30 protein-coding genes are annotated in these 26,214 nt (G+C 65.8%); 13 read left to right on the forward strand and 17 right to left on the reverse strand.

The window, feature by feature from the left end; translation table 11 throughout:
• Positions 1 to 125: 125 nt before the first annotated feature.
• Complete coding sequence (gene typA, locus BXU08_RS10240) at positions 126 to 1,949, reverse strand: translational GTPase TypA (RefSeq protein WP_077509968.1); 1,824 nt, start codon at positions 1,947 to 1,949, stop codon at positions 126 to 128.
• A 95-nt stretch (positions 1,950 to 2,044) separates the two neighbouring features.
• On the opposite strand from typA, the gene BXU08_RS10245 reads away from it, so the two are divergent.
• From BXU08_RS10245 to BXU08_RS10255, 3 genes are all read left to right on the forward strand, one after another.
• Positions 2,045 to 2,611, forward strand: coding sequence for an NADPH-dependent FMN reductase (locus BXU08_RS10245; protein WP_077509969.1), 567 nt, complete (start codon positions 2,045 to 2,047; stop codon positions 2,609 to 2,611).
• A 98-nt stretch (positions 2,612 to 2,709) separates the two neighbouring features.
• A complete protein-coding gene (locus BXU08_RS10250; RefSeq protein ID WP_077512255.1) occupies positions 2,710 to 3,915 on the forward strand; it encodes a toxic anion resistance protein in 1,206 nt (401 codons plus the stop codon).
• Between the two features lie 4 nt (positions 3,916 to 3,919).
• On the forward strand, positions 3,920 to 4,645 hold the full coding sequence (locus tag BXU08_RS10255; protein WP_077509970.1) for a hypothetical protein: 726 nt from the start codon (positions 3,920 to 3,922) through the stop codon (positions 4,643 to 4,645).
• Here the strand turns inward: BXU08_RS10255 and BXU08_RS10260 are convergent.
• Positions 4,615 to 5,058: an Rrf2 family transcriptional regulator gene (locus tag BXU08_RS10260; protein ID WP_077509971.1), complete on the reverse strand. Its 444-nt coding sequence runs from the start codon at positions 5,056 to 5,058 to the stop codon at positions 4,615 to 4,617. The two genes, BXU08_RS10255 and BXU08_RS10260, sit on opposite strands and share 31 nt — an antisense overlap.
• Positions 5,059 to 5,154: 96 nt before the next feature.
• Between BXU08_RS10260 and BXU08_RS10265 the strand changes: the two genes are divergently transcribed.
• Positions 5,155 to 5,925 carry a class I SAM-dependent methyltransferase gene (locus BXU08_RS10265; protein WP_253190335.1) on the forward strand — a complete coding sequence of 257 codons (771 nt, stop codon included), beginning with the start codon at positions 5,155 to 5,157 and terminating at the stop codon, positions 5,923 to 5,925.
• A gap of 16 nt (positions 5,926 to 5,941) precedes the next feature.
• On the opposite strand, the gene BXU08_RS10270 is transcribed toward BXU08_RS10265, so the two are convergent.
• The 4 genes from BXU08_RS10270 to ubiA form a co-directional block, all read right to left on the reverse strand.
• A complete protein-coding gene (locus BXU08_RS10270; RefSeq protein ID WP_077509973.1) occupies positions 5,942 to 6,607 on the reverse strand; it encodes a response regulator in 666 nt (221 codons plus the stop codon).
• An 80-nt stretch (positions 6,608 to 6,687) separates the two neighbouring features.
• On the reverse strand, positions 6,688 to 7,467 hold the full coding sequence (locus BXU08_RS10275; protein ID WP_077509974.1) for a 3'(2'),5'-bisphosphate nucleotidase CysQ: 780 nt from the start codon (positions 7,465 to 7,467) through the stop codon (positions 6,688 to 6,690).
• Positions 7,460 to 8,806 (reverse strand): TldD/PmbA family protein, encoded by a 1,347-nt coding sequence (locus BXU08_RS10280; protein ID WP_077509975.1) that lies wholly within the window; start codon positions 8,804 to 8,806, stop codon positions 7,460 to 7,462. Before BXU08_RS10280 ends, BXU08_RS10275 begins: the two co-directional genes overlap by 8 nt.
• A gap of 31 nt (positions 8,807 to 8,837) precedes the next feature.
• Positions 8,838 to 9,752 carry a 4-hydroxybenzoate octaprenyltransferase gene (gene ubiA, locus BXU08_RS10285; RefSeq protein ID WP_077509976.1) on the reverse strand — a complete coding sequence of 305 codons (915 nt, stop codon included), beginning with the start codon at positions 9,750 to 9,752 and terminating at the stop codon, positions 8,838 to 8,840.
• Between the two features lie 117 nt (positions 9,753 to 9,869).
• Here ubiA and BXU08_RS10290 point away from each other — a divergent pair, with 117 nt between their 5' ends.
• The 3 genes from BXU08_RS10290 to BXU08_RS10300 all read left to right on the forward strand — a co-directional run bounded on the left by BXU08_RS10290 (position 9,870) and on the right by BXU08_RS10300 (position 12,897).
• Entirely contained in the window at positions 9,870 to 10,640 is a 771-nt protein-coding gene (locus BXU08_RS10290; RefSeq protein WP_077509977.1) for a hypothetical protein, read from the forward strand.
• 81 nt (positions 10,641 to 10,721) lie between these two features.
• Positions 10,722 to 11,462, forward strand: coding sequence for a 16S rRNA (uracil(1498)-N(3))-methyltransferase (locus BXU08_RS10295; protein WP_077509978.1), 741 nt, complete (start codon positions 10,722 to 10,724; stop codon positions 11,460 to 11,462).
• A gap of 58 nt (positions 11,463 to 11,520) precedes the next feature.
• Positions 11,521 to 12,897 (forward strand): glutamate--cysteine ligase, encoded by a 1,377-nt coding sequence (locus tag BXU08_RS10300; RefSeq protein WP_077509979.1) that lies wholly within the window; start codon positions 11,521 to 11,523, stop codon positions 12,895 to 12,897.
• Here the strand turns inward: BXU08_RS10300 and BXU08_RS10305 are convergent.
• Positions 12,876 to 14,177: an isoprenylcysteine carboxylmethyltransferase family protein gene (locus BXU08_RS10305; RefSeq protein WP_171982493.1), complete on the reverse strand. Its 1,302-nt coding sequence runs from the start codon at positions 14,175 to 14,177 to the stop codon at positions 12,876 to 12,878. The two genes, BXU08_RS10300 and BXU08_RS10305, sit on opposite strands and share 22 nt — an antisense overlap.
• 121 nt (positions 14,178 to 14,298) lie before the next feature.
• Between BXU08_RS10305 and BXU08_RS10310 the strand changes: the two genes are divergently transcribed.
• The 3 genes from BXU08_RS10310 (at position 14,299) to BXU08_RS10320 (ending at position 17,622) form a co-directional block, all read left to right on the forward strand.
• Entirely contained in the window at positions 14,299 to 16,188 is a 1,890-nt protein-coding gene (locus BXU08_RS10310) for a M61 family metallopeptidase (RefSeq protein WP_077509980.1), read from the forward strand.
• Between the two features lie 35 nt (positions 16,189 to 16,223).
• Positions 16,224 to 16,808, forward strand: a complete 585-nt coding sequence (gene ppa / locus BXU08_RS10315) for an inorganic diphosphatase (protein ID WP_077509981.1) — start codon at positions 16,224 to 16,226, stop codon at positions 16,806 to 16,808.
• A 169-nt stretch (positions 16,809 to 16,977) separates the two neighbouring features.
• Positions 16,978 to 17,622 (forward strand): DUF1345 domain-containing protein, encoded by a 645-nt coding sequence (locus BXU08_RS10320; RefSeq protein WP_171982494.1) that lies wholly within the window; start codon positions 16,978 to 16,980, stop codon positions 17,620 to 17,622.
• A gap of 8 nt (positions 17,623 to 17,630) precedes the next feature.
• Here BXU08_RS10320 and BXU08_RS10325 read toward each other — a convergent pair whose 3' ends face one another.
• Genes BXU08_RS10325 through ispG form a run of 6 tightly spaced genes read right to left on the reverse strand, consistent with a single transcriptional unit; the run spans position 17,631 to position 21,379 of the window.
• A complete protein-coding gene (locus BXU08_RS10325; protein ID WP_077509982.1) occupies positions 17,631 to 17,987 on the reverse strand; it encodes a TfoX/Sxy family protein in 357 nt (118 codons plus the stop codon).
• Positions 17,987 to 18,304, reverse strand: a complete 318-nt coding sequence (locus tag BXU08_RS10330) for a multidrug efflux SMR transporter (protein WP_077509983.1) — start codon at positions 18,302 to 18,304, stop codon at positions 17,987 to 17,989. Before BXU08_RS10330 ends, BXU08_RS10325 begins: the two co-directional genes overlap by 1 nt.
• A gap of 4 nt (positions 18,305 to 18,308) precedes the next feature.
• Entirely contained in the window at positions 18,309 to 18,785 is a 477-nt protein-coding gene (locus tag BXU08_RS10335; protein ID WP_077509984.1) for a GNAT family N-acetyltransferase, read from the reverse strand.
• Positions 18,782 to 19,681 carry a DMT family transporter gene (locus tag BXU08_RS10340; RefSeq protein WP_077509985.1) on the reverse strand — a complete coding sequence of 300 codons (900 nt, stop codon included), beginning with the start codon at positions 19,679 to 19,681 and terminating at the stop codon, positions 18,782 to 18,784. Before BXU08_RS10340 ends, BXU08_RS10335 begins: the two co-directional genes overlap by 4 nt.
• A gap of 45 nt (positions 19,682 to 19,726) precedes the next feature.
• Positions 19,727 to 20,206, reverse strand: coding sequence for a TIGR02281 family clan AA aspartic protease (locus tag BXU08_RS10345; RefSeq protein ID WP_077509986.1), 480 nt, complete (start codon positions 20,204 to 20,206; stop codon positions 19,727 to 19,729).
• A gap of 48 nt (positions 20,207 to 20,254) precedes the next feature.
• Positions 20,255 to 21,379 (reverse strand): flavodoxin-dependent (E)-4-hydroxy-3-methylbut-2-enyl-diphosphate synthase, encoded by a 1,125-nt coding sequence (gene ispG / locus BXU08_RS10350; protein ID WP_077509987.1) that lies wholly within the window; start codon positions 21,377 to 21,379, stop codon positions 20,255 to 20,257.
• A gap of 89 nt (positions 21,380 to 21,468) precedes the next feature.
• Between ispG and BXU08_RS10355 the strand changes: the two genes are divergently transcribed.
• Genes BXU08_RS10355 through BXU08_RS10365 form a run of 3 tightly spaced genes read left to right on the forward strand, consistent with a single transcriptional unit; the run spans position 21,469 to position 24,520 of the window.
• Positions 21,469 to 22,671: an acyltransferase gene (locus BXU08_RS10355; protein WP_150125498.1), complete on the forward strand. Its 1,203-nt coding sequence runs from the start codon at positions 21,469 to 21,471 to the stop codon at positions 22,669 to 22,671.
• A gap of 47 nt (positions 22,672 to 22,718) precedes the next feature.
• Complete coding sequence (locus BXU08_RS10360; RefSeq protein WP_253190336.1) at positions 22,719 to 23,678, forward strand: isoaspartyl peptidase/L-asparaginase family protein; 960 nt, start codon at positions 22,719 to 22,721, stop codon at positions 23,676 to 23,678.
• Positions 23,675 to 24,520, forward strand: coding sequence for a S1/P1 nuclease (locus BXU08_RS10365; RefSeq protein ID WP_077509990.1), 846 nt, complete (start codon positions 23,675 to 23,677; stop codon positions 24,518 to 24,520). Before BXU08_RS10360 ends, BXU08_RS10365 begins: the two co-directional genes overlap by 4 nt.
• A gap of 57 nt (positions 24,521 to 24,577) precedes the next feature.
• Here the strand turns inward: BXU08_RS10365 and BXU08_RS10370 are convergent, their stop codons facing one another.
• From BXU08_RS10370 to BXU08_RS10385, 4 genes are read right to left on the reverse strand one after another with little or no spacing between them, the layout of a single operon-like run.
• The gene (locus tag BXU08_RS10370) at positions 24,578 to 24,865 is read right to left on the reverse strand and encodes a hypothetical protein (protein ID WP_077509991.1); all 288 of its coding nucleotides are present in this window, start codon (positions 24,863 to 24,865) and stop codon (positions 24,578 to 24,580) included.
• Positions 24,862 to 25,086, reverse strand: a complete 225-nt coding sequence (locus tag BXU08_RS10375) for a hypothetical protein (protein ID WP_150125499.1) — start codon at positions 25,084 to 25,086, stop codon at positions 24,862 to 24,864. The genes BXU08_RS10370 and BXU08_RS10375 overlap by 4 nt, the downstream gene beginning before the upstream one ends.
• The gene (locus BXU08_RS10380; protein ID WP_077509993.1) at positions 25,083 to 25,298 is read right to left on the reverse strand and encodes a hypothetical protein; all 216 of its coding nucleotides are present in this window, start codon (positions 25,296 to 25,298) and stop codon (positions 25,083 to 25,085) included. The genes BXU08_RS10375 and BXU08_RS10380 overlap by 4 nt, the downstream gene beginning before the upstream one ends.
• A gap of 9 nt (positions 25,299 to 25,307) precedes the next feature.
• Positions 25,308 to 26,213: an SPFH domain-containing protein gene (locus tag BXU08_RS10385; RefSeq protein ID WP_077509994.1), complete on the reverse strand. Its 906-nt coding sequence runs from the start codon at positions 26,211 to 26,213 to the stop codon at positions 25,308 to 25,310.
• Between the last annotated feature and the right edge of the window lies 1 nt (position 26,214).

Raw genomic sequence — 26,214 nt, forward strand, 5'->3', positions numbered from 1 at the left:
GCGTTGAAATGGGGTTAACGCCTCCGCAATTAACCTGAGGCAGGCGCGCGCAAAGAATAGCGCAGCACTGGAACCAATATAAAAGGCGCCGGAGTTTCCCCCGGCGCCTTTTATATTTTCAGCTGTTACGCGACCATCTTGGCGCGCGAAGCCTTCTTCCGCTCGTGCGGATCGAGATAGCGCTTGCGCAGGCGGATCGACTTGGGCGTGACTTCGACCATCTCGTCATCGTCGATATACGCGATGGCCTGCTCGAGCGTCGCTTTCTTCGGCGGAGTGAGGCGGATCGCATCGTCCTTGCCGCCCGAAGCGCGGAAGTTGGTCAGCTGCTTGGCCTTCATCGGATTGACTTCAAGGTCGTCCGGCTTGGCGTTCTCGCCGACGATCATGCCCTCATAGAGCGCCTCGCCATGGCCGACGAACAGGATGCCGCGCTCTTCGAGCGGACCCAGCGCGTAGCTGTTGGCTTCGCCCGAGCCGTTCGAGATAAGCACGCCGTTCTTGCGGCCTTCGATCTTGCCCTTGTGAGGGCCGTACTTCTCGAACAACCGGTTCATGATGCCCGTGCCGCGCGTGTCCGACAGGAACTCGCCATGATAGCCGATCATCCCGCGCGAAGGCGCCGAGAAGGTGATGCGGGTCTTGCCGCCGCCCGAGGGGCGCATGTCGGTAAGCTCGGCCTTGCGGATCGCCATCTTCTCGACGACCGTGCCCGAATATTCGTCGTCCACGTCGATGATGACGGTTTCGTACGGCTCGGTCTTCTGGCCGCTCTCATCCTCACCGAACAGCACGCGCGGGCGGCTGATGCCGAGCTCGAAGCCCTCGCGGCGCATCGTCTCGATCAGCACGCCGAGCTGGAGCTCGCCGCGGCCGGCGACTTCGTACGAATCGCGGTCGGCGGCTTCGGTCACCTTGATCGCGACGTTCGATTCGGCTTCGCGGAACAGGCGGTCGCGGATCATGCGCGACGTCACCTTGGTACCCTCGCGGCCCGCCATCGGCGAATCGTTGACGGCGAAGCGCATCGATAGCGTCGGCGGATCGATTGCCTGGGCATGCAGCGGCTCGGTAACGGTCGGGTCGCAGATCGTGTTCGACACCGTCGCGACGGTCAGGCCGGCGAGGCTGATGATGTCGCCGGCATTGGCTTCGTCGGTGGGCACGCGCTCGAGCCCGCGGAAGGTCATGATCTTCGATGCGCGGCCGGTCTCGACGATCTTGCCGTCGTTATCGAGCGCATGGATCGCCTGGTTGGTCTTGACCGAGCCCGAAAAGACCAGGCCGGTGAGGATGCGGCCGAGGAAGTTGTCACGATCGAGCAGCGTGACCAGGAACTTGAACGGACCGTCCGGATCGGCCGAGGGGGCCGGAACGTGATCGACGATCTTCTGGAACAGCGGCTTCAACGTGCCTTCGCGCAGATCCGGCGACGCATTGGCATAGCCGTTGCGGCCCGACGCGTAGAGCACGGGGAAATCGAGCTGCTCGTCGGTAGCTTCCAAGCTGACGAACAGGTCGAACACTTCGTCGAGCACTTCCTGGATGCGCTCGTCCGGGCGATCGATCTTGTTGACGACGACGATCGGACGCAGGCCGAGCTTCAATGCCTTGCCGGTCACGAACTTGGTCTGCGGCATCGCACCTTCCGACGCATCGACCAGCAGGATCACGCCATCGACCATCGACAGGATGCGCTCCACCTCGCCGCCGAAATCGGCGTGGCCGGGCGTATCGACGATGTTGATCCGCGTGCCTTCCCACTCGACCGAAGTGGCCTTGGCGAGAATCGTGATCCCGCGCTCCTTTTCGAGGTCGTTCGAGTCCATCGCGCGCTCTTCGATGCGCTGGTTGTCGCGGAACGTGCCGGACTGGCGGAAGAGCTGATCGACGAGCGTGGTCTTGCCATGATCGACGTGGGCGATGATCGCCACGTTGCGGAGGTTCATGCGTATGTCCTGGATGCCGCTGAAGTGCGGTGCGCCGGGGCCCTTAGCGCAATTTGTGCGTTGCGGGAAGGGCAAGCACCGCTAGGGATAAACACATGGCCGAACCACTCAACATCCTCGTCATCCTGGGAAGCGTTCGCGAAGGACGCATGGCATTGCCGGTCGGCAAATGGGTGATCGAGCAGGCAGCGGGGCGCGAAGAACTCGCCTGCGAGCTGATCGACCTCAAGGATTGGGACCTGCCCTTTTATTCCTTCCGCGATCCGCCCGCTAAGGGGAACTACACCGATCCGCTCCAGCGTCGCTGGGCCGAGAAGATCGGGAGCGCCGACGGCTATATCCTGATCTGCCCCGAATATAATCACGGCCCGCCCGCCGTGCTCAAGAACGCACTCGACTTCGTCTATGGCGAGTGGAACCGCAAGCCGGTGACGTATGTCGGCTATGGCGGCAACGGCGCCGCGCGCTCGATCGAGCTGCTAACCTGCATTTCGCGCGAGCTGCAGATGGCCGCGCTCGAAGGTTCGGTCCACATCATGGGCGTGTGGGGGAAGGTGAAGGACGGGGTGTTCACCGGCGACGACAAGGACCTGAAGTGGCTCGGCCACGGATTCGACGAGATCGCCTGGTGGGGAAATGCGCTTAAGGCGGCGCGCGGCTGACCTTGGCGAAGGCCGGGGCGTGTACTATTTAACTGACACACTTGGATCGCTGCGGCGATGCCCGTATGGGTAGTCGCCACAGCTTTGGAGATATGCGCATGGCGACCGAGACTGCAGTGGCCGAGAAGGAACTGGTTCTCACGCCGCCCGATCCGGTGGCGGTGATCGCACCCGAAAAGGCAGCGGGCCTCGTGCCGGTGGAAGACACCAAGAAGAACGAGCTCGAGAAGCGCGTCGAGGGCTTTATCGACGATCTCGTCGCGCAGGACGTCAACTCGCCGGAATTCGGCAAGCGCGTCGATGCGATTGCGGCGATGGGGCAGAAGGAAATCCGCGATGCGGCGGGCCAGTCCAATCGCTTCCTCGATCGCCCGGTGCGCGCGATGGGCAATGACACCGGCGTCGGCGCCGACCTGCTCCAGCTGCGCAAGACCGTCGAAGAGCTAGATCCGGGCCGCAACGGCAAGCTGATCGGAGGCAATGACGGCTTCCTGTCGAAGCTGTTCGGCGGATCGCCGCTCAAGCAGTATTTCCGCAAGTACCAGTCCTCGCAGAGCCACATCCAGGGCATCCTCAAGAGCCTGTCCAGCGGCAAGGACGAGCTGCTGATGGACAATGCAGCGATCGACACCGAGCGTGCAAACCTGTGGAACGCGATGGGCCGGCTCGAGCAGATGATCTATCTGTCCAAGGCGATGGACGCCAAGATCGAGGACAAGGCCAACGAGCTAGATCACAGCGACCCCGCCAAGGCGAAGGCGCTGCGCGAGACCGCGCTCTTCTACGTCCGCCAGCGCACGCAGGATTTGCTCACCCAGATGGCGGTGACGGTGCAGGGCTATCTGGCGCTCGATCTGGTCAAGAAGAACAATGTCGAGCTGGTGAAGGGCGTCGATCGCGCCAGCACCACCACCGTCTCGGCACTGCGCACCGCGGTCACCGTCGCGCAGGCGCTGACCAACCAGAAGCTGGTGCTCGACCAGATCACTGCGATCAATACGACGACCGCAGGGCTGATCGATTCGACCGGCGCGCTGCTCAAGAGCAACACCGCGTCGATCCACGAACAGGCCGCCAATGCGACGATCCCGGTCGAGACGCTCCAGCGCGCCTTCCAGAACATCTATGACACGATGGACGCTATCGATACGTTCAAGCTCAAGGCGCTCGACAGCATGAAGACCACGGTCAACACGCTGTCGAACGAAGTCGAGAAGTCGAAGGGCTATATCGCCCGGGCCGAGGGCGCTGCGCAGAACCAGGGCGGCGGATCGGCCGACACCTTCAAGCTGGAGGCGATGTAAGCCCGTGACCGATGTCGATCGCCTGCGCGCACGTGCCGACGAGCTGATCGAGCGCTCGCGGGCCCGTGCGCCCGCGAATGCCGCCGACAAGCGCCTGCGCCGGCGCCGCGAGGCAGAGATCGTCCGCCGCGTCACGCGGATCGCCATCGCCGACGCTGCGATCATCGTCGGCGCGATCGTGTTCGCGATCGCCGTGGCACCCCTGGGGATCATGGGCGCGATGCTGGTCGCGCTGCTGCTGGTCGTGGCGACGATCGTGTTCGCCGCGTTGCCCGCGGGCGGCGGCGCGCCCGAAGTAGAACAACTGAGCCAGATCCCGCTCAAGGCCTTGCCGCGCACCACCGAGCATTGGCTCGACACCCAGCGGCCCGCCTTGCCCGCGCCTGTGCACGGGCTGGTCGATTCGATCGGGGTGAAGCTGGAGTTCCTCGCGCCGCAGCTGGCGTTGCTTGATGAAAAATCGCCGGCAGCAGGCGAAGTGCGCAAGCTGGTGGGCGAGCAACTGCCCGAGCTGATCAAGGGCTATGCCCGCGTCCCCGAGCCGCTGCGCCGAGTCGAGCGCAATGGGCTGACCCCCGACCAGCAGCTGGCGCAGGGCCTGCAGGTGATCGACGACGAAATCGCCGAGATGTCGGCCCAGCTCGCGCAGGGCGACCTCGACTTGCTGGCGACGCGCGGGCGCTACCTGCAGATCAAATATCAGGGCGACGAAGTCAGCGGGCCGCAGTAACGCGCGTCAAAATCGCGCGCGAGCTGGCCGAGGCTGACCGAACCGAACCGCGCGATCAGCAGGTTCTCGGCCTCGCTCAGCGCGTCGGCGAGCGATTCGTTGACCAGCTTCTCGACCAGGCAATGCGTCGGCCCGGCCTCGTTGCCGATCGCGAAGATTTGCGGCCCGCCGACCGCGCGGTGCACGTCGAGCAGAGAGATCGCGTCGAGGTCGCAGGCGAGTGCCCAGCCGCCGCCATGTCCTTTTTCCGAGCGGACATAGCCCGCGTCGCGCAGGCCCGCCATCGTCCGGCGCACCACCACCGGATTGGTCCGCAGCATCGTCGCGATCGCGTCCGACGTCATCGGTCCGTCATGCCGCGCCATATGCAAAAGCACATGGAGCATCCGGGAAAGGCGGCTGTCGCGTCGCATCGTTTAACCCTCGATCCCCGCACTGCATTTGGCAAGCGAGACACTTCATGATACATTTGATGTTACATGATTCGCAGGAGTGTTGGAATGCGCCGAATGAACGACCCCGATCGCTGGAACGAGATGGCGAAGCATTATGAGGAAACCGCGCATCCGTTCACAGCGCCCTTTGCCGAGGCGGCGCTGGCGCGCGTGCCGGTGACTCCGCAGACCCGGCTGCTCGACGTGGCGACGGGCACCGGCGCGCTCGCGTTGGCGGCGGCACGGGCGGGCGCACAGGTACTGGCGACGGACTTCTCTTGCGGAATGGTGGCGCGGGTGACGGCGCACGGCCTGCCCAATCTCGAAGGGCGCACGATGGACGGGCAGGCACTCGACTTGCCGGATGCAGCGTTCGACGCCGTGTTCTCGGTGTTCGGGGTGATGATGTTCCCCGACTGGCGCAAGGGCCTCGCCGAGATGGCGCGGGTGACGAAATCCGGCGGGCACGGCGTTGTCGCGACATGGCAGAGCGAGGGCGCCGCGACGCACCTGCTGCTCGGCCAGGTCGTCCGCGCGCTGTTCCCGAAACGCGAGTGGCGCACCGGCCTGCCCGAGGGCGTGACCGTTCTCGGCGATCCCGAGAAGCTGTCCGCAGAGATGATCGCCGCGGGCTTCGACGCGCCGGTGATCGAGACGATGACAAGCGACTATCTGCTGCGGATGACCAATCTCGATCCCGAAACCCAGTTCGGGCTGAGCGAGGATTGGGCGACGCTCGGTCCCGACGACCAGAAAGCGGTGATCGACGAAGTCTATCGGCGCGCCGACGGCAGGGACGTGCTGCCGGTGCCATCGACCGCGCTCATCGCCGTGGCAACGCGCTGAGCGAGGGTCAGGCCGGTCAATTGACGCCTGTCTTGCGCGCAACCCATTCGAGCAGCTCGACAGGCGAAGCCGTGGCGCCATCGCCCCCGGCTCCGATGACCACGGCCTTGGCCTGATCGAGTCTCCGGGCGCCGGTATAGACGAGAAAGGCGATGTCGGGGTCGCGCTCCTTCAATGCGTGCAGCAACTCGATCCCGGCATTCCCCCTATACGCCCCCTCCTCGCGCCGGCCCATGTCGGAAACGACGGCGGCGAAGTCCCGTTTGGCGAGACAGGCCAATGCGTCGGCGGTGGACAGGGCCAGCGCCACTTCCACGCCACGATTCTTGAGCTGGGCGATCTCGAACGCATTGCCTGAAGGCTTGTCATCGACCCACAGGATTGCAGGGCCCTTTGCCGATTGCGCCGCCGGTGCGCTCGACGGAGTCTCGACCGACGTCACCGTATCTAGCGCTGCGCCCGAGCGGAGGGAAATCACTTGCTTCTGCAAATCCTCGATCTGCAGCCGCAATTGTTCGGTCGCATCCTGAACGCTTACTTCCATCCCGGCGATCTTCACCGAAAAAGCACGCGACGACGCAATCAACTTGATCGTCGGAAACAACCGCCAAAGAACGATGCAAAGTATAATCGGCCAAATGAGCGGCGGGATCGCCTTGATGATCTCGATTGCGTCCTTCATCCCGCAAGTCCCCGCCTGTCGCTCTAGCAGGATGCTCCGAGCCGATTGCCTCGTCAACTGAAGGCCAACCAGAGACGGATCTAGGGTTTGCCGATCGCTTCCCTGGCGCGCTCGGCAAGCCGCTCGACGGCGGCGGCGTGGATGCCCGGCGCCGTGGCGAGCACGCCGAATGCCTGCGCGTCGGGGGTATTGAAGTCGAGCGGGCGGCCAAAGGCGTCGCTCACACTCGCCCCGGCTTCCTGCGCGAGCAGCACCGCGGCGGCGATGTCCCATTCATTGCCCCAGCGGATCGTCGCGAGCAGGTCCGCCTCGCCCGCCGCGACCATCGCGATGCGCAGCGCGATCGAATTGGGCTTGGCGACCATCGCCAAGTCGCGATCGACCCTGGACAATTGATCGGCGGGGACGCGTGCGCCGGCGAGTTCACCACGCTCCGCGACGCGCAGGCGTTCGCCGTTGCGGAAGGCGCCCTTGCCGGCCTCTGCCGTCCACACCTCGCTGCGCGCCGGGGCATCGAGCACTCCGATCACCGGCCTACCGCGCTCGACCAAAGCCACCGATACGGCCCAGCCGGGCCGTCCGCGGAGATAATCGCGGGTGCCGTCGATCGGATCGACCACCCAGATCCGCTCGGCATCGAGCCGCGCGGCATTGTCGATCGTCTCTTCGGAGAGCCAGCCGGCATCGGGAAGCAATTCGCCAAGCCGGTAGCGCAGCATGCCGTCGACTTCGAGATCGACTGCACAGACCGGGTTGCCCGGCGATTTCTCCCAGCGCCGGAAATCGGTGTCCCACAGCCGTATCGCGAACCGCCCGGCATCGGCGGCGATGTTCGCAACTTCGGCGGCCAGGTCACGCACCGGCGATGGTCATCCCGTCGATGCGCAAGGTCGGCGCGTTGATCCCGTAGCGGAACTCGAGGTCGTTTGCCGGGGTCAGCGCGAGGAACATGTCCTTGAGATTGCTCGCAATGGTGATTTCGGAGACGGCACGGGTAATCTCGCCCTTCTCGATCAGGAAACCCGCGGCGCCGCGGCTGTAGTCGCCGGTGACGCCGTTGACGCCCTGCCCGATCAGTTCGGTCACCAATATGCCGCGGTCGATCTCGCCGACCAACGTCTCGGGCGGAATGTTGCCCGGCTGCATATAGAGATTGCTCGGTGCAACACCCGGAGCCCCGGCGATGCCACGCGCGGCATGGCCGGTGGGCTCAAGCCCGAGCTGGCGCGCCGAGGCGCTGTCGAGCAGCCAGGTCTCCAGCATACCTTCATCGACCAACTTCAGCGGCAGCACCGGCAGCCCTTCCCCGTCGAACGGCCGCGAGCGCAGGCCGCGCGGACGATGCGGATCGTCGCAGATCGTCACGCCCTTCGCAAACACCTGCTTGCCCAGACAATCGAGCAGAAAGCTGGTCTTGCGCGTGATCGAAGCCCCGCCGATCGCGCCGAGCAGATGCCCGACCAGCCCGGCGGAGACGCGGCGATCGAACACCACCGGCATTGCGCCACTAGGTACCTTGCCAGGATTGAGCCGTGCCACCGCGCGTTCGCCCGCCAGCCGCCCGATCGCCTGAGGTGATTCGAGCGTGGAAGCGTGACGGGCGCTGTGATGGGCATGGTCGCGTTCCATCGCGCCGCCGCTGCCAGCAAGCACGCTGGCCGACACGCCGTGGCTGGTCTGGGCATAGGCACCGGTGAAGCCATGGCTGGTGGCGATCGCCATCACCGATCGGCTGGCCCCCGCGCTGCCGCCTTCGCTGTTGGTCACGCCTTCCACTGCGCGCGCGGCATCCTCGGCGGCGAGCGCCCGCGCCTTGAGCATCTGCGGATCGTCGTTCGCGCCGTCGTCCAGGTCGAGCAATGGCGGGTGGCCGTGCATCAATCGCTCCTGCGGGGCGAGCCCGGCCCATTTGTCCTCAGGCGCCTCGCGGGCCATCGCGATCGCGCGTTCGACCAGCGCATCTAGCGAGTCGCTGCTCAAGTCCGAAGTCGATACGCTTGCCGAACGGCGCCCGACAAAGACGCGCAGGCCCAGTTCCTCGCTTTCGGACCGCTCGACATCCTCCAGCGCGCCCATCCGCACCGAGACCGACAGCGAGCGATCCGCGGCGAACACCGCGTCCGACGCATCGGCACCGGTCGCGCGCGCGCGATCGACGATGTCATGGACGCGTTCGCAGGCTTGGGACTCAGTCAGCATCGCAGCGACTTAGGGAGCCGCCTGCCCCACGTCAAAGTGTCTGCCCCACCACGAAGCAGGCGGCGAACATCAACAGCCCGGCATTGCGGTTCGAACGAAAGCGGTGAAGCGCATTAGCGCCATCGGCCGCGATCAGAGTCGCCACCTGCCAGCCGAGATGCAGCGCCATCGGCAATAGCGCGAGGAGCGCAAGCGGATCGGGCCGGAGCTGCCAGAACGCCGTGCCCCACAATGCCAGCGCGACCGCGTAAAAGCCCGCGACACCGCCGCGGACATGGCTTCCCAGCCGCCGCGCCGAGGACCGCACTCCGACCAGCGCGTCGTCCTCGACATCCTGCAGCGCATAGATCGTGTCGTAGCCGATCACCCAGACAATGCAGCCGGCATAAAGCAGCAGCCCCGGCAGCCAGCCCCAATCGGGCGACTCGGCCCAGCCGACCAACGCCGCCCAAGAGAAGACGAACCCCAGCCACGCCTGTGGCCACCAGGTGATACGTTTCATGAAGGGATAGGCGGCGACCAGCGCGAGGCTGCCGACTGCGACGCCCGCGGCAAGCGGAGTCAGCTGAACCAGCACGATCAGCCCGATCGCACATAGAGCAAGCAACCACGCCCAGGCCGCCTTGAGCGACACCGCGCCGCTAGCCAGCGGGCGGCTGGCGGTACGTGCGACCTGCCGGTCGAGATCGCGATCCACGATATCGTTGTAGACACACCCCGCCCCGCGCATCGCGATGCTGCCGAGCAGGAACCACAGTATCAGATCCCAGCGCGCCAATGCGTTGCCCGACAATGCGATCGCCCAGGCGCCGGGCCAGAACAGCAACCACCAGCCGATCGGCCGATCGAACCGCGCAAGCAGCGCGAACGGACGCACGGCGGCGGGCAACAGCCCGACCAGACCGCGATGCTCGGTGTCGGGGACGATTTCCGGTGCGGCGGCCATGCGCTGTCCTTCGCGCCGGACGCGCAAAGATCAAGCCGGCGATTGCAACAATCCGGCATATTGCCGCGACAAAGCACGTGCAGTGCTCCCCGCAGGTTCAATCGCGGGAGGCGGCGCATGCGTGCATTGATGTTGGGAAGTCTGATCTTGCTGGCGAGCACCGGCGGCGCCTTGGCGCAGGATGCGCCGCCCGAAAGTCCGCCTCCCGGCGATTGGCGTCCGGATTCTCCGCCGCGGCGCGGCCCATTGTTCATCAGCCCGATGGGTGAGCCGTATCGCGGCGCATCCGACGGTCTCGCCCCGCACGACGTCTGGTTCGACGGCGCCGATACCGACAAGGACGGCGCGCTCAGCGAGGATGAGATGCTCGCCGACGCTACGCGCTTTTTCGCGGTCCTCGACATGCGCAAGGACGGCGAGATCGATCCCGACGATATCGAGCGCTACGAGACCGTGCTCGCGCCCGAGATCCGCACCGGCGGCATGGGCGGCGGCGCGGGTCCGGGCGGACGCGGTTCAGGTCGTGGCCCTGGCGGTCCTGGTGGCGGACGGCGTGGTGGCCCCGGCGGGCCGGGCGGCGGCGAAGGCCCAGGCGGCATGGACGGGCCGCGCGGCGGCGGCGATCGCGGTGCGGGCAGCAAGCAAGGCGCGGCACGTTTCGGCTATCTCGACTATCCCGAGCCGGTGACGGTGGCCGACCGCAACCTCAATCGCGGCGTCGATCCGGACGAGTTCGCCAAGGCGGCCTCGGCGCGCTTCGCGATGCTGGATGCCAACCATGACGGCAGGATCGAGAGAAGCGAACTGCCGAAGCTGCGCGGCTTGGGCGGGCGTCCTCCGCGCGACGGCAGCAAGGGTGCACGGCAGGACATTCCGGAGGCGCCATAAAGCTCCCTTCCCTGCTTGCAGGAAAGGGAGCTTATAGGGACGCGGGGTGACGAAGAGATGGTGGCAGGTTAGGGAACGCCCATGCCCGCAACCCCCGCCTGGCCGCCGCAATCCACCCCGCGCCTGTTCGTCGAGACCGAGCTCGCGCCCGGCCCGCTGCGCATCGATGGCCCGCCGGCGCATTATCTGGTCCAGGTGATGCGGATGAAGGCCGGCGATCCGGTGAAGCTGTTCGACGACAGGACCGGCGAATGGCTCGGCGTTGCGCAGGCGGTTGGCAAGCGGGACCTCGTGCTCGACGTGACCGAAAAGCTGCGCGAACGCGAGCCGGTGCCCGACCTCTGGCTCTGCGCCGCACCGATCAAGAAGGGCCGGATCGACTGGGTCGTCGAGAAAGCCTGCGAGCTCGGCGTCGCGCGGGTGGCGCCGGTGCTCACCCGACGGGCGGTGGTCGATAAGCTCAACCTCGATCGGCTGCGCAGCCATATGATCGAAGCTGCCGAGCAATGCGGCCGCACCGCGCTCCCCGAACTGGTCGAACCGGTCAAGCTCCCGGCGATGCTTCGCGACTGGCCGAACGAGCGAACCCTGTTCTTCGCCGACGAGACCGGTGGCCTGCCCGCGCTCGACGTGATGCGCGCCCATCCCGGCCCAGGCGCGATCCTGATCGGCCCCGAAGGCGGCTTCGATTCCGAAGAACGTGACGCGATCCGTGCGCATCCCAGGGCCGTCGGAATCGCGCTCGGCCCGCGCATCCTGCGCGCCGAAACCGCGGCGGCGGCGGCGGTAAGTCTTTGGATGGGCGCGGTCGGGGATTGGTGACCGAACGGTATGATATTGCCACTGGCGCGCGTCATCGGGCGCGCGTAAAGGCGCGCGGATGAGCACGAAGACCGTTTCGAACAGCAACGCAGCGGTTATCGAGGACCGTGCCCAGCTGGTGGAATATTTCGCGCGCGGCGAGAAGCCGCGCGATCGCTGGCGGATCGGCACGGAGCACGAGAAGTTCGTCTACTGGAAGACGCCCGATCATCGCGCGCCGAGCTATGAGGAGCCCGGCGGCATCCATGCGCTGCTGATCGGCCTCACCCATTATGGCTGGAAGCCGGTCTATGAGGGTGAGAACATCATCGCGCTTTCGGGCCCCGACGGCGCTATCAGCCTCGAGCCCGCCGGCCAGTTTGAGCTGTCCGGCGCGCCGCTGGAGAATCTGCACGAGACCTGCGCCGAGACCGGCCGCCATCTCAGCCAAGTCAAGGAAGTCGGCGACCGGCTCGGTATCGGCTTCCTGGGTCTCGGCATGTGGCACGACAAGACACGCGCCGAGCTGCCGATCATGCCCAAGGGCCGCTACGATATCATGCTGCGCCACATGCCGCGCGTCGGTAGCCTGGGCCTCGACATGATGCTGCGCACCTGCACGATCCAGGTCAATCTCGACTACGGGTCCGAAGCCGACATGGCGAAGAAGTTTCGCGTCGGGCTCGCGCTCCAGCCGTTGGCGACCGCGCTGTTCGCCAACTCGCCGTTCACCGAGGGCAAACCCAACGGCTTCCTCAGCTTCCGCAGCCATATCTGGTCGGACACCGATCCGGCGCGCACCGGCATGCTGCCCTTCGTGTTCGAGGAGGGCTTTGGCTATGAGCGCTACACCGACTATGCGCTCGATGTGCCGATGTACTTCGTCTACCGCGACGGGAAGTATATCGACGCCGCCGGGCAGAGCTTCCGCGATTTCCTGAGGGGTGAGCTGCCCGCCTATCCCGGCCACAAGCCGACGATCGACGACTGGGCCGATCACCTGTCGACGGCCTTCCCCGAAGTGCGGATGAAGCAGTTCCTCGAAATGCGCGGCGCCGATGGCGGGCGCTGGGGGCGGATTTGCGCGCTGCCGGCCTTGTGGGTCGGATTGCTCTACGACGATGCCGCGCTCGATGCGGCGTGGGAGCTGGTCAAAGGCTGGTCGATGGAGCAGCGCGAGGCGCTGCGCAGCGCGGTGCCCAAGCTTGCACTCGACGCGCCGATCCCGGGCGGCGGCAAGCTCCGCGACATCGCCGGCCAGGTGCTCGATATCGCTGCGTCGGGGCTCAACGCGCGCGCGCGCTTCAATGCCTCGGGCGACAACGAGAGCGGCTTCCTCGATCCGCTGCGCGAGATCGTCCGCACCGGCAAGGTTCCGGCGCAGGTTCTGCTCGACCGCTTCAACGGCGATTGGGCCGGCGATATTTCGCGGGTCTACGAGGAAGCGAAATTCTGACCGCGTAGTCGCGCGAATAGCCGCGGCATCAACCCATTGCGCGCCATCCAGGCCGAATATTCCTGATAGGCCGGATCGCTGCCGAGGTGCCGCTCTTCGGTCCGCGCGCGCCAGTAATAAACGCCGCTGACGCACGCCATCACCGCAGCGTTGCGGATTGCGTCGTGCCAGCCGGTGGTGGCGAGGAACGGCATGGTCGAGAGCCACCAGAACAGGTTCTTCGAGAGGTACGCCGGATGCCGCGACCACGCGTAGGGCCCGTGCGTCAGCACCCCGCGATGGGTGAGGTTCGAGAAGCGCAGCCCGAACGCGATCGTCGCCCATGCGTAGATCGCAGTCAGCCCGACCAGCACGGCGCCAAGCACCGGCAGGACCCAGGGGAAATTGCCCAGCCAGTATGACCAGTCGGCGGTCCCCTGATGGTAGTCGAGAGGCCCGCCCTCGCCCATCAGCAGGAACGGCGGATAGCAGATCAGCGCCGCGGTCCAGCCAGCAGTATAGGGATTGGCGCTGCGGATATGCGCGTCGAGCGGGCGGAAGGTGAGGATATAGCCCGCGGTGGCGAACGCCACGTCGATCACGAACATGAAGGTGACGCAGTACATCGCCAGCGCCACCGGATTGCGGAATACCGTCATCGGATCGATTGAGACGAATTCGGCGAAGCCCGGCGGGACGATCGCGACCATGAAGGCGAGGAAGAACGCCTTCACCACCCAGCTGCGCAGATGGTTGAAGATCGCCTCGCGGTCCCAGCCCTCCGCGCCCATTGCCCAGGCGCCGAGCGACCAGGCGCCGTCGCGCGGTTCGATCAGCTTGCGGTCGATCCACAGCACATAGGGGATCGACAGCACGAACAAGGCCGGCGCCACGGCGATGAAGCAGTTCATCGCGAACGGATAATTGGCATAGCGCGTCTCGCCCCACACGCGGCTGAGCGCATAGATCGCGGCGATCCCGCCCCAGGTCAGCCAAAGCCCGGTGAGCTTGGTCACCGAGACGTCGAACGTCTCGCGCCACGGGCGCTCGAGGCTCCAGTCGATCCCGGTCGAGGGATTGCGGTGCACCTTGTCGATGACGAGCGACCAGATCACCATCGGCAGCGCGCAGGCGGCGACATTGACCAGCGCCGAATAGGGCCCGTCCATCCGGAAGACATGCGCGACGATCACCCAGGCGGTCATGCCGGCCAGCCCGGCAAGGCCAACGCCGCCGCTTACCGCCGAGCGGGGTCGCGGGTCGGCCTCGACGCGCCGGGCCAATGCGGGGTCGTGATACATGGCCGAAACATCTAGCCCGCAATGGTTAGGGAGCGGTGAAGGATAGGCGCCCGCCCCCTTTACCGCCCGCATTCCAACGGCCTAAGAGCCGCCATCCCTTCCTCCCAAGAGGTCGCCGCCCATGTTTCGTGCGCTGTCGTTTGCCGCTCTGCTTCTCGCCACCACCGTGCCTGCCGCCGCGCAGAATTCCGCGCCGCAGCCGGTGCCGATCGAGAACAGCATCCCCGAGGCGCGCGACATTGCCTATCCCGGCACCTTGCTGCTCGATATCGACGCGACCGACACCCAGCGCGGCATCTTCCGCGTCAAGCAGACGATCCCCGTCGCGAAGAGTGGCCATATGGTGCTGCTCTATCCGAAATGGCTGCCCGGCAAGCATGGCCCCCGCGGCGAAATCGAGAAGCTGACCGGGCTGCAGATCCGCGCAAACGGCAAGGTCCTGCCGTGGAAGCGCGACGTGATCGACGTCTTCGCCTTCCACATCGACGTGCCTGCCGGCGCCAGGAAGCTCGACCTCGAATTCCAGTTCGCCTCGGCCACGGTGTCCGATCAGGGCCGCATCGTCATGACGCCGAACCTGATGAGCCTGCAGTTCAATTCGATGAGCCTCTATCCGGCCGGCTATTATGTCCGCCGCATTCCGGTCCAGGCCAAGGTCAAGTATCCCGAGGGCTGGTCGGCGGCGTCGGGTCTGCCGTCCAAGGCAGTCGGCTCGACCTACAGCTATGAGAAGACCAATTACGAAGTGCTGGTCGATTCGCCGGTGCTGGCGGGCCGCTATTACCGCGCCTTCCCGCTCAGCCCGCGGGTGACGCTCGACGCCTTTGCCGACAGCCCCGAGGAGCTCGAGGCCAAGCCCGAGCAGATCGAGGCGCACAAGCGGCTCGTCGACCAGGCGGTCAAGGCGATGGGGTCGCAGCAATATGATCACTATCGCTTCCTGCTCTCGATCACCGACGAGTTGGGCGGAATCGGGCTCGAACATCACCGAAGCTCCGAGAACGGCGTGAAGCCGGGCTATTTCATCAAATGGGACGACAATCCCACCGGCCGCAATTTGCTGCCGCACGAGTTCACCCATAGCTGGGACGGCAAGTACCGCCGGGGCGCCGATCAATGGGCACCCGACTACCGCACCCCCACCCGCGGTTCGTTGCTCTGGGTCTACGAAGGCCAGACGCAATTCTGGGGCTATGTCTTCCAGGCGCGCTCGGGGCTGGTGACCAAGGACAACACGCTCGAATCCTATGCCTCGATCATGGCGAGCCTCGACAATCGCAAGGCGCGCGATTGGCGGCCGATGGGCGACACCACCAACGATCCGGTGATTTCGGCGCGCGCGCCCAAGGGCTGGGTGAGCTGGCAGCGCTCGGAAGATTATTATAACGAAGGCCTGCTGATCTGGATGGAAGTCGACTCGATCCTGCGCGAGCAATCGAAAGGCACCAAGTCGATCGACGATTTCGCCAAGGCGTTCTTCGGCGGCCGCGACGGCGACTATGGCCAGGTCACCTATACGTTCGACGACGTCGTCCGCACGCTCAATACGATCCAGCCCTATGACTGGCGCAGCTTGCTCGACCAACGCGTCAACAAGGTCTCGGAGCGCGCGCCGCTCGGCGGGTTCGAGCGCAACGGCTACAAGCTGGTCTACACCGAGGAGCCCAACAAGGCGACGCCCAAGGCTACCATCGATCTCGCTTACTCGCTCGGCCTGACTCTCGGCGCCAAGGGCATCACTACCGTCGCCTGGGACAGCCCGGCGTTCGACGCCGGCATCGACTTGGGCGACGAGATCGTCGCCGTGAACGGCCGCGCCTATACCGGCGACCGATTGAAGGACGCGGTGAAGCAGGCAAAGGGCGGCAAGGACCCGATCAAATTGCTGGTGAAGAGCGGCGATCGTTTCCGCGATGTTGCCATCGACTATCATGGCGGGCTTCGCTATCCGCACCTCGTAAAGACAGCCACGGGAGAGGCTGGCCTCGACAAGTTGCTCCAGCCCCGCTGAGACGGGGCGGGGCGCCAAACCAAGCAAGGTCCGAAATGCGTATCGACTTGATTCCGGTGGGCGAAAATCCGCCGCACACTCTCAATGTGATCATCGAAGTCCCGACCGGTGGCGAGCCGGTCAAATATGAGTTCGACAAGGCCAGCGGCGCACTGTTCGTCGATCGCATCCTGCACACGCCTATGCGCTATCCCGCGAATTACGGCTTCGTGCCGCACACGCTCTCGCCCGACGGCGATCCGCTCGACGCGCTGGTCATCGCCCGCTCGCCGTTCATCCCGGGCTGCGTCGTGCGCGCGCGTCCGATCGCGGTGCTCAACCTCGAGGACGAGGCCGGCGGCGACGAGAAGCTGGTATGCGTTCCCGACGACAAGACCTTTCCCTATTACTCGGACATCGAGGAAAAGGACGACCTGCCCAGCATCGTGATGGAGCAGATCGAGCACTTCTTCACGCACTATAAGGACCTGGAGAAGAAGAAGTGGGTGCGCGTCGGCACCTGGGGCGGCGCCGAGGATGCGCGCCGGATCACCCTGGAGGCGATCGAGCGCTACGACGCGGACAAGGCGGCGGCGAAGGCTTCGGTCGACGCAACCGGGGTCGATACGCCGCAGGGCTGACCGGCCTAACCTCTCTTCTCAGAATCTGTACCCCGGCGAAGGCCGGGGCCAGATTTAGCCAACCCGGCGAGGGGAGACCACCCTCTCGAATAACGTTGCAACTGGGTCCCGGCCTTCGCCGGGGTACAGGTTGCTTCCACACGCTCGGATCAGCCTCTAGGCTCGCCCGATGGCTACCCCCACCCAACCCGGCATCGGCAACCGGATCGCGCCACCGCGCTTCCTGTTGTTCGTCGCTGCCACTGCCGCGGCTTCACTGGCCGCAATCTCGATGTCCGGCCTGCGCACCGGCGTGATGATCGGGTTTGATACCGGCGCCGCGCTGTTCCTTCTCTCGGCCCTGCCACTGCTGCGGCATCGTTCGGACGATATGCGCCGCTCGGCCAGGCGGAACGACGCCAACCGGCTGCTGCTGCTACTGATCACCCTGGCGGTGAGCCTTGTCGTCCTGGTAGCGGTGGCGAGCGAGTTGATGCAGGGCCAGTCGCCCGACGCAGGTTCGATCGGGCTGATCGTAGGCACGCTGGCGCTCTGCTGGGTGTTCAGCAACACGATCTACGCGCTGCATTATGCTCATCTCTTCTATCGCGATGACAATGGGAGCGACGCGGGCGGGCTCGAATTCCCCGAAACGCCCGAGCCGGATTATTGGGACTTCGTCTATTTCGCCTTCTGCCTGGGCATGACCTTCCAGACCAGCGATGTCACCGTCACCGACCGCGGCATCCGCAAGGTGGTAACGCTGCATTGCCTTGCCGCGTTCGTGTTCAACCTCGGCATCGTCGCGTTCACAATCAACGTGCTGGGCGGCTAGCCGGGGAGCTACCGCTTCTTCGGCTTTTTCTTCGGCGCGCGCTGGCCCGCCGCGATCGCGGGCGCCGCCCATTCGCGGAGTGCGTCGGCGTCGTCATAGAGATCCTCGGGCGCGCGGCGATAGTTCATCGTGCCGATCCGGCCATTGGCGAATTCGTAGCTGAAGCGCTCGCAGCCCGCGGCATCCCACAGCGCATCATTCTCGGCATCGGCCTTGAACCGAAGCACGCCGTCCGACGTGACGATCGCGAACGCCGCGCCGTCCATGTAGAGCGTCGCACCGCCCATCATCCGGCGCATCGTCACGCTGCCGACGGTCTCCAGTGCCTCGGTAACCCAGGCGACGAGACCCGCATCGACCGCCATCAATGCGCCGTCAGCTTGAGGCCGGCGATGCAGGCGACCACACCGAGGACCAGCAGCGAGCGCAGCAGCGTGAACGGCTCGCCGAACCAGAGCATGCCGATGATCACCGTGCCGAGTGCGCCGATGCCGGTCCACACCGCATAGGCCGTGCCCATCGGGATACTGCGCGATGCGATTTCGAGCAGGAGCATCGACAGCGTCACCGAGACGAGGAAACCCAGCGACCAGGGCACGTTGCGAAAGCCATCGGCATAGCGAAGGCAGGTCGTGAAGCCGACTTCGAACAGGCCGCCCAGGATCAGATACGCCCATGCCATTCGCTTATCTCCCCGCCAGCGCGACAAGTGCATCGCCCGCGACCCGCTGGACGCGCCATTCGTCCATGCCGACTGCGCCCATCGCGCGATAGAATTGGATCGCCGGCTCGTTCCAGTCGAGCACCGCCCATTCGAAGCGGCCGCAGCCGCGATCCAGCGCGATCCCGGCCAGGTGCCGCAGCAGCGCCGTGCCGACGCCCGCGCCGCGCGCGGATGGCGTGACGTACAGGTCCTCTAGATAGATCCCCGGCCGGCCGGTCCAGGTCGAAAAATTCTGGAAGAACAATGCGAAACCCGCAGGCGCGCCGACCACTTCGGCGATCACTGCCTCGGCCGCCCGACGTTCGCCGAACAAGGCCGCGGTCAGCATTTCTTCGGTCGCCTCGACGGCATCGGGCTCGCGCTCGAATTCGGCAAGCTCGCGGACCAGCCGCAGGATCAGCGGCACGTCGGCGGGCGTGGCTGGGCGTATATCGGTCATGTCAGGGCAGCCTCTGCTTCGGGAGCGGCACCGCGGCCGGCCTGCCTGCGCACGGCGAGCAGGCATCCCGCGACGATCAGGACGGTGCCCGCGATGGTCGCGAGCGTGAGCTTTTCGCCGAACATCCACCAGCCCATCAGCGAAGCCCAGATGAACGCGGTATATTCGACGGTGACCAGCACCTGCGCTTCTGCGCGGGCATAGGCCCAGGACAGCAGCAGCAGCGAGCAGATCGCCAGCAAGGCCGCTGCGCCGATCCCCGGCCAATGCTGCGCCGCCGGCAGCGCCAGCAGCCACGGCGCCGCCAGCGAGAGCAGCCCGAGCACGAACAAATTCTGGAAGAAGGCGATTTCCAGCGGCTTGGCGAGCTGTGCCTGGTGGCGCGCGACGACGAGGTTCATCGCATAGACCACGGCGGAGAACAGCACCGCGCCCATCCCCACCAGCGTGTCGTGGCTGTGCGTGCCGCCGACTCGCCCGGCGACAACCACCGCGACGCCGGCGAGTCCGAGCATCGATCCCCACACCGAATGCGCGCCGATCTGCTCCTTGAGGAACAGCGCGGCCAGCCCCAGCGCGATCAGCGGGGCAATGAACGACAGGGCGATCGCCTCGGCCAGCGGCACCCGGACGATCCCCCAGAAGAACGAGATCGCCATCGCCGCGACGAGGATCGAGCGGCCGAAATGCACCTGCATCGTGCTGCGCGCCGGCAGCCTGGGCCGGGTGAAGGCATAGATCGCGCCGGTCAGCAGCACGGCGACACCGAGCCGCCAGACCAGCGTGTTGTACGCGCCGATCTCGATCGACACCGCCTTCATCACGGCGTCCATCACCGCATAGAGCGCGATGCCAAGGCAGGCGGCGGCAAAGGCGGAGGTCTGGGCGGTACGCATCGCCCGCGCATAGCGGCGGCATGCGCAGCCGTCACGCCGCGCGGATTATTTGAGGCGCATCTCGCCGCCGGTCATGTGGACCGAGCGCATATGGCGCAGGAAGGACTGGCCGAGCAGCGACACGTCGAGGTCCTCGATCACCGCGCCATGGACGTCGCGGACGCGCTTCCCGTCGAGGACCACATCGTCGATGACCACGCGCTGGCCATAGACGTCGCCCGATGCGCCGCGGCCGATCACTTCGAACCCGTCCGGATCGAACTTGATCCGGGCGCGCCTGGCATCTTCCTCGGTGAGCGCGACCATGTCCGCGCCGGTATCGACAACGAACTTGATCATCTCGCCATCCACTTCGGCAAAGGCGAAGAAATGGCCGTTGCGATCGGGTTGGATCACGGTTTCCTTGGGGGCATCGGCGGGCTGCGCTTCGGCCGCAGTGGCGACCGGCGCGGATGCACGCTTCGACGGCGCCATCAGGCCGATGACGATTCCCACCGCCACCACCGAGAGAAATGCCAACCGCATAGGCAAACGGTGTACGCCTGCGCGGTTACCGACCGGCTAACGCGCAGATCACTCCGCAGCCTGCGCGGCCGCGCTCTCCGCGGCTTCGATCTCGGCGGCCTTGGCTTCGACGAGCTTGACGATGTGCGAGACCATGTCGGCGTCCTGGACATGGTGGTCGGTGACGCCCGACAGATAGACCATGTGCTTGCCGTTACCGCCGCCGGTGATGCCGATATCGGTCTCACGGGCCTCGCCGGGGCCGTTGACCACGCAGCCGAGTACCGAGAGCGACATTGGCGTGCGGATGTGCTGGAGCCGTTCTTCCAGCGCCTGGACAGTGCGGATCACGTCAAAGCCCTGCCGCGCGCAACTGGGGCAACTCACCACGCGGACGCCGCGGTTGCGAATGCCGAGCGCCTTGAGGATTTCGAAGCCGACGCGGACTTCTTCTTCCGGCTCGGCGGACAAGGAGACGCGGATCGTGTCGCCGATTCCGTACCAGAGCAGCGAGCCCATCCCGATCGCCGACTTGACCGTGCCGCCGACGAACCCGCCCGCCTCGGTGATGCCAAGGTGCAGCGGGCAATCGACCTGGTCGGCGAGTTGCTGATAGGCGGCGACCGCAAGGAACAGGTCGCTGGCCTTCACCGCCACCTTGAACTCGTGGAAGTCGCGGTCCTGGAGCAGCTTGATATGGTCAAGCGCGGATTCGACCAGCGCCTCGGGGCACGGCTCACCATATTTTTCGAGCAGGTCCTTTTCGAGGCTGCCGGCATTGACGCCGATGCGGATCGCGCAGCCATTGGCCTTGGCAGCGTTGACCACTTCGTTGACGCGATCGGCGCTGCCGATGTTGCCCGGATTGATCCGCAGGCATGCGGCGCCGGCATCGGCGGCCTCTAGCGCGCGCTTATAGTGGAAATGGATGTCGGCGACGATCGGCACGCGGCTGGCGCGGACGATCTGCTTCAATGCCGCGGTGCTCTCCACATCGGGGCACGACACGCGAATGATGTCGACGCCGGCATCCTCGCAGCGGCGGATCTGGTCGATCGTCGCGCGCGGATCGCTGGTCGGCGTGTTGGTCATCGTCTGCACCGTCACCGGCGCGTCGCCGCCGACGGGGACGTTGCCCACCATGATCTGGCGACTCTGTCGACGCACGATATCGCGCCACGGGCGGAGGGACATGGACTTCCTTGCTAACGCTTTGCTTACGTGAGCCGCATATAGACCTCTGCGCCGCGCCGCGAAAGGCGCGAGTGCCCAAGGACAAGGCTTTGACAGCGCCGCGCGCGACCACCGGCATCCCACAGAGCCAGCGCCATTACGGCATGGACTGGCTGCGCATCGCCGCGTTCGCGCTGCTGATCGTCTATCACGTCGCGATGGTGTTCGCGCCCTGGGCCTGGGTGATCCACACGCCGCGCGTCTATCCGGCGCTGATCGCCCCGATGGCGTTGCTGACACCGTGGCGGCTACCGCTGCTATTCGCGGTCTCGGGCTATGCCTCGCGCAAATTGTTCGATCGATCGGGCGGCGCCCTGCCCTTCGCCCGCTCGCGCGCCGCACGGCTGCTGGTTCCGCTCGCCTTCGGCATGGCGGCGATCGTGCCGCTCGAGATGTGGGTGCGGGTGATGGAGACGGGCTATCCGCACGGCTATCTTCATTTCTGGGCAGTGGATTACTGGCGCACCGGCACGTTCTACGGCCGCGAATTCCCTAGTTGGGAGCATCTGTGGTTCGTCGCCTATCTTGCCGCCTACACGCTGCTGCTCGCGGCAGCGATAGGCTGGCGCGGGGCAATGGTGTTCGCATGGCTGGATCGCGCTGCCGAGTGGCTGACGCATGGCGGGCGGCCACTCTGGGCGCCGATCGCCGCGCTGGTGACGCTGCGGCTGGCACTGCTGTTCGTCGTGCCCGAGCGTCAGGGACTGGTCAGCGACTGGGGCGGGCATAGCCAGTATCTCCCGATCTTCCTGTTCGGTTTCGCCCTCGCCGGAGCGCCGCGGCTATGGGGAGCGATTGCGCGAACCTGGAAGCCGGCACTGGCAGTCGCAGCAATCGCGGGCGTGACGATCGTGATGATCGAGCGTGCCTATCCCGGCACTGCGATCCCCCCGCACGACGTGATGGCGCTCGATCGCGCCGCGCGCGCGGCGATGGCCTGGGCGATGATCGTCGCGCTGTTCCATGTCGCCGAGACCTGGTGGAACCGCGACCACAGGTGGCGCAAGCCGCTCGCCGAGGCGGTGTTCCCCTTCTACATCGTCCACCATCCCGCGATCGTGCTGATCGCCTGGTACACGCTGCCGCTCGGCCTAAACCCATTTGCCGAATTCGCCTTGCTGCTTAGCGGCACGCTGGCAGCGTGCTTCGCTGTCTATGCGATCGGGAGCCGAATCGATTCGATCCGCCCGCTGATCGGTTTGCGCCCGCTGGCGCCGGTGCGGCGTTCTGCTAGGGAGGCCGCGACCCTCTAGGGAGTGCCGCGATGCGCCTCTTGCCTCTCTTGCTCGGAGCCCTTCTCATGCCGCTCGCTGCCCAGGCGCAATCTAAACCCAAGCCCAAATGGACGCTCGTCATCCATGGCGGCGCCGGGATCATCGAAAAGGGCAAGGTCACTCCCGAGCAGGAAGCAGGGGTGACCGCAGGGTTGAACGCTGCCCTCGACGCGGGATCGAAGGTGCTCGCAGACGGCGGCTCCTCGCTCGACGCAGTACAGGCGGCAGTGCAGGTGCTGGAGGACGACCCGCACTTCAATGCCGGGCGCGGCGCGGTATTCACCTGGGACGCCAGGAACGAGCTCGACGCGGCAATCATGGACGGACGCAATCGTGCCGCCGGCGCCGTCGCCAGCCTGACCACCACGCGCCACCCCGTCGCCGCGGCGCGCGCAGTGATGGAAAAGAGCCCGCACGTAATGCTGTCGGGCGCCGGGGCCGATCAGTTCGCGCGCGAACAGGGTCTCGAGCAAGTCGAGAACAGCTGGTTCGCGACTCCCGAACGGCGGAAACAGCTCGACAAGATGAAGGCCAATGACAAACTCGGCTGGTTCGACGTCGATCTAAAATACGGCACCGTCGGCGCAGTCGCGATGGATGCGCAGGGCCATGTCGCGGCCGCCACCTCCACCGGCGGGCTCACCGGCAAGCGCTGGGGCCGGATCGGCGATACGCCGCTCATCGGCGCGGGCACTTATGCCGACGATCGCGCCTGCGCAGTCTCGGCGACCGGGGCGGGCGAGTTCTTCATTCGCGAAGGCGTGACGCACGAGATCTGCGCGCGGGTCCGCTTCAAGGGCGAAAGCCTGAAGCAAGCGGCCGACACTGTAATGGCCGAGGTCAAGGCGCTCGGCGGCACCGGCGGCGTGATCGTGACTGGCCCGAGCGGCGAAATGGACTGGAGCTTCAACACGCCGGGCATGTATCGCGGCAAGGCATCTTCCAACGGCGACCGGCTGGTCGCATTTTATGGTGACGACAAGTGAAGCGACTCCTGATCCTGCTCGCCGCAATCCTTGGTTTCGGCGCCGCCGCCACGCCTGCCGCGGCCTATTGGGAATATGGCCATGAGGCGGTGGCCTCGATCGCCTATCGCAACGTCACGCCCGCGGTGCGCGCCGAAATCGGCAAGCTGCTCAAGCATCAGGCGCTGCTCGAGACCCCGACCTGCCCGGCGCGGACGATCGAGGAAGCGAGCGTCTGGCCCGATTGCATCAAGGAACTCGGGCCACGCTTCAGCTATGCCTATAACTGGCACTACCAGAACGTGAACGTGTGCAAGGACTTCACGCTGAAGGGCAATTGCCCCGACGGCAATTGCGTGTCGGCGCAGATCGAGCGCGCAACGAAGCTACTCAACGACCGCAAGGTGCCGGTGCGCGAGCGCGTGATGGCGCTGGCGTTCCTCGTCCACTTCGTCGGCGATCTGCACCAGCCGCTCCATGCCGGCGACCGCGCCGATCTGGGCGGCAACCGAGCGAAATCGACCTATGGCATCTATTCGACCGAGCGGCTCAACCTGCACAGCATCTGGGACGGTCTGCTCGCCGAGCGGGCGATCTCCACCCCGCCCTCGCTGATCCGAGTTTATTCGGCCGAGGAACGCGCGGCGGTGAACGGCGGCAGCGTCGAGGACTGGAGCCGCGACAGCTGGCAAGTCGCGCGCGATGTCGCATATGGAAGCGCTTATGGCGATCCGTGCGGGCCAGTGCCCGAACGCGCCAAGCTGGACGAGGCGACGATCGAGAAGCTGGTCGAGCCGGCGCGGCAGCAGGTGATGAAGGGCGGCCTCCGGCTTGCTCGGCTGTTGGACGAAGCGCTGGGGTAAATCGATCCGTTCGCCCTGAGCCCGTCGAAGAGTGACAGAGAAGGCCCGGACGGATGCCTAATCCTTGTCGCCCCACCGCCAGCGCCAATCGCCCTCTGTCTTGTGCCAGCACAGCCAGAGCGCGCCGCCGAAAAGCGGGATGAAGAACAACTGGTACAACGCGCTGCGATCGGTGAGCTTCGCTATGCCGCCGGCCAGCAGCAGCGTCGCGCTCGTCAGCGCCCAGCCTTGCCACGTCGCCGGCACTACGCCCCAACCATAGCGTTTCTGGGCGAACCAATAGCCGGGCCGTACGCGATATCTGTCGCGAAGCTGCCGTAGGTCGCCGTGCAGCGACGGCTTCATCGCCTGCCGTCGTCGCGGTTCATCGCAAACAGGCGGAATACCGCCAACCCGGTAAGGCCGAGACAGACGATCACCGCGACCGAAATCGGCCAGTGCGCACCGTCATTGCGTTCGAGCAGCGCCGCGGCGACCATCATCGTTGCCGATGAGATGCCCAGCGCCGCGGCAAGCCGCGGATTGCGTCGGCCGCCGCAGCGGCCACGTCCCACCAGAAACATCATGAATCGTCTCCCTTGTCCTTGGGTGGCCGGCCGCGCTTGGCACGGACCGGATCGGCAAGCTTCACGCCGCGCCGCGCCAGCGCCTCACGCAGCAGGCACTCGACTTCGGCATTGACGCTTCTCAGGTCGCTCGCCGCAGCGCGCTCGATCGCCGCGTACAGCGCGGGATCGAGGCGCAGCGGGAACGCCTTCTTCTGGGGAGGGACTGACACGCCCCTATCCTATTGGTACAGCGAGCCCGCATTGACGATCGGCTGGGTGTCGCGCTCGCCGCACAGCACCACCATCAGGTTCGAGACCATCGCCGCGCGGCGCTCGTCGTCGAGCTCGACGACGTTCTTCTCCGAAAGCAGCGCCAGCGCCATCTCGACCATGCCGACCGCGCCTTCGACCAGCGTAGTACGTGCCGCGACCACCGCCTGTGCCTGCTGGCGCCGAAGCATCGCGCCGGCGATCTCCTGCGCATAGGCAAGATGGGTGAAGCCGCATTCATCGACGGTAATCCCGGCGACCATCAGCCGGGCGATCAGCTCGGCACGCAATTCGCTGGCGACTTGCTCGTGATTGCCGCGCAGGGTGACTTCCTGGTGCTCGAAATCGTCATAGGGATAGCGCGAGCCGATCGTGCGGACTGCCGCCTCAATCTGGACGTTCACGAACGCCTTGTAGTCGTCGACGTCGAACAGCGCCTGCGCACTGTCGGTCACGCGCCACACCACCTGCGCCGCCATCTCGATCGGGTTGCCGCGCAGATCGTTCACTTTGATCCGCTCGGAAATGATGTTGTTCGAGCGCACCGAGACGCGCTTCTTGGTCATCCACGGCCACGTCCAGCGCAGGCCGGTGGTGCGATCGGTGCCACGATAGTCGCCGAACAGCGTGATCACCGTCGCCTGGTTGGGCTGGAGCAGATAGAAGCCGCAGATGCCGAACAGGAACACCGTGCTCGACACGAAAAGCCCCGCGACGATGTACGCGTCGGCGATGCGATCGATCTGGCTGACCGTCGCGCCGACGCCGGCAATTGCCAGCAGCAGCACGAGCAGCATCGCATAGCCGCTCATGGTGTGCGCGCCGCGCTCGCTGCTTTGCCGCAATGCGGGCGCCGCGCCCCGAATGTCCGTCATC

The organism is Sphingomonas sp. LM7 (genome assembly GCF_002002925.1).
Taxonomy (GTDB): domain Bacteria; phylum Pseudomonadota; class Alphaproteobacteria; order Sphingomonadales; family Sphingomonadaceae; genus Sphingomonas.

Excerpts from the sequence above, each read along its gene's own strand:
- ubiA (WP_077509976.1), bottom strand. The coding sequence starts at position 9,752 with ATGGCCGCCGCACCGGAAATCGTCCCCGACACCGAGCATCGCGGTCTG.
- BXU08_RS10325 (WP_077509982.1), bottom strand. The coding sequence starts at position 17,987 with ATGGCGGTCGATGCGGGTCTCGTCGCCTGGGTTACCGAGGCACTGGAG.
- BXU08_RS10265 (WP_253190335.1), top strand. The coding sequence starts at position 5,155 with ATGAACGACCCCGATCGCTGGAACGAGATGGCGAAGCATTATGAGGAA.
- BXU08_RS10260 (WP_077509971.1), bottom strand. The coding sequence starts at position 5,058 with ATGCGACGCGACAGCCGCCTTTCCCGGATGCTCCATGTGCTTTTGCAT.
- BXU08_RS10270 (WP_077509973.1), bottom strand. The coding sequence starts at position 6,607 with ATGAAGGACGCAATCGAGATCATCAAGGCGATCCCGCCGCTCATTTGG.
- BXU08_RS10370 (WP_077509991.1), bottom strand. The coding sequence starts at position 24,865 with ATGAAGCCGTCGCTGCACGGCGACCTACGGCAGCTTCGCGACAGATAT.
- BXU08_RS10345 (WP_077509986.1), bottom strand. The coding sequence starts at position 20,206 with ATGCGGTTGGCATTTCTCTCGGTGGTGGCGGTGGGAATCGTCATCGGC.
- BXU08_RS10245 (WP_077509969.1), top strand. The coding sequence starts at position 2,045 with ATGGCCGAACCACTCAACATCCTCGTCATCCTGGGAAGCGTTCGCGAA.
- BXU08_RS10340 (WP_077509985.1), bottom strand. The coding sequence starts at position 19,681 with ATGCGTACCGCCCAGACCTCCGCCTTTGCCGCCGCCTGCCTTGGCATC.
- BXU08_RS10290 (WP_077509977.1), top strand. The coding sequence starts at position 9,870 with ATGCGTGCATTGATGTTGGGAAGTCTGATCTTGCTGGCGAGCACCGGC.
- BXU08_RS10305 (WP_171982493.1), bottom strand. The coding sequence starts at position 14,177 with ATGTATCACGACCCCGCATTGGCCCGGCGCGTCGAGGCCGACCCGCGA.
- BXU08_RS10375 (WP_150125499.1), bottom strand. The coding sequence starts at position 25,086 with ATGATGTTTCTGGTGGGACGTGGCCGCTGCGGCGGCCGACGCAATCCG.
- BXU08_RS10250 (WP_077512255.1), top strand. The coding sequence starts at position 2,710 with ATGGCGACCGAGACTGCAGTGGCCGAGAAGGAACTGGTTCTCACGCCG.
- ispG (WP_077509987.1), bottom strand. The coding sequence starts at position 21,379 with ATGTCCCTCCGCCCGTGGCGCGATATCGTGCGTCGACAGAGTCGCCAG.
- BXU08_RS10335 (WP_077509984.1), bottom strand. The coding sequence starts at position 18,785 with ATGACCGATATACGCCCAGCCACGCCCGCCGACGTGCCGCTGATCCTG.
- ppa (WP_077509981.1), top strand. The coding sequence starts at position 16,224 with ATGCGTATCGACTTGATTCCGGTGGGCGAAAATCCGCCGCACACTCTC.
- BXU08_RS10295 (WP_077509978.1), top strand. The coding sequence starts at position 10,722 with ATGCCCGCAACCCCCGCCTGGCCGCCGCAATCCACCCCGCGCCTGTTC.
- BXU08_RS10385 (WP_077509994.1), bottom strand. The coding sequence starts at position 26,213 with ATGACGGACATTCGGGGCGCGGCGCCCGCATTGCGGCAAAGCAGCGAG.
- BXU08_RS10320 (WP_171982494.1), top strand. The coding sequence starts at position 16,978 with ATGGCTACCCCCACCCAACCCGGCATCGGCAACCGGATCGCGCCACCG.
- typA (WP_077509968.1), bottom strand. The coding sequence starts at position 1,949 with ATGAACCTCCGCAACGTGGCGATCATCGCCCACGTCGATCATGGCAAG.
- BXU08_RS10330 (WP_077509983.1), bottom strand. The coding sequence starts at position 18,304 with ATGGCATGGGCGTATCTGATCCTGGGCGGCCTGTTCGAAGTCGGCTTC.
- BXU08_RS10360 (WP_253190336.1), top strand. The coding sequence starts at position 22,719 with ATGCCGCTCGCTGCCCAGGCGCAATCTAAACCCAAGCCCAAATGGACG.
- BXU08_RS10280 (WP_077509975.1), bottom strand. The coding sequence starts at position 8,806 with ATGCTGACTGAGTCCCAAGCCTGCGAACGCGTCCATGACATCGTCGAT.
- BXU08_RS10310 (WP_077509980.1), top strand. The coding sequence starts at position 14,299 with ATGTTTCGTGCGCTGTCGTTTGCCGCTCTGCTTCTCGCCACCACCGTG.
- BXU08_RS10300 (WP_077509979.1), top strand. The coding sequence starts at position 11,521 with ATGAGCACGAAGACCGTTTCGAACAGCAACGCAGCGGTTATCGAGGAC.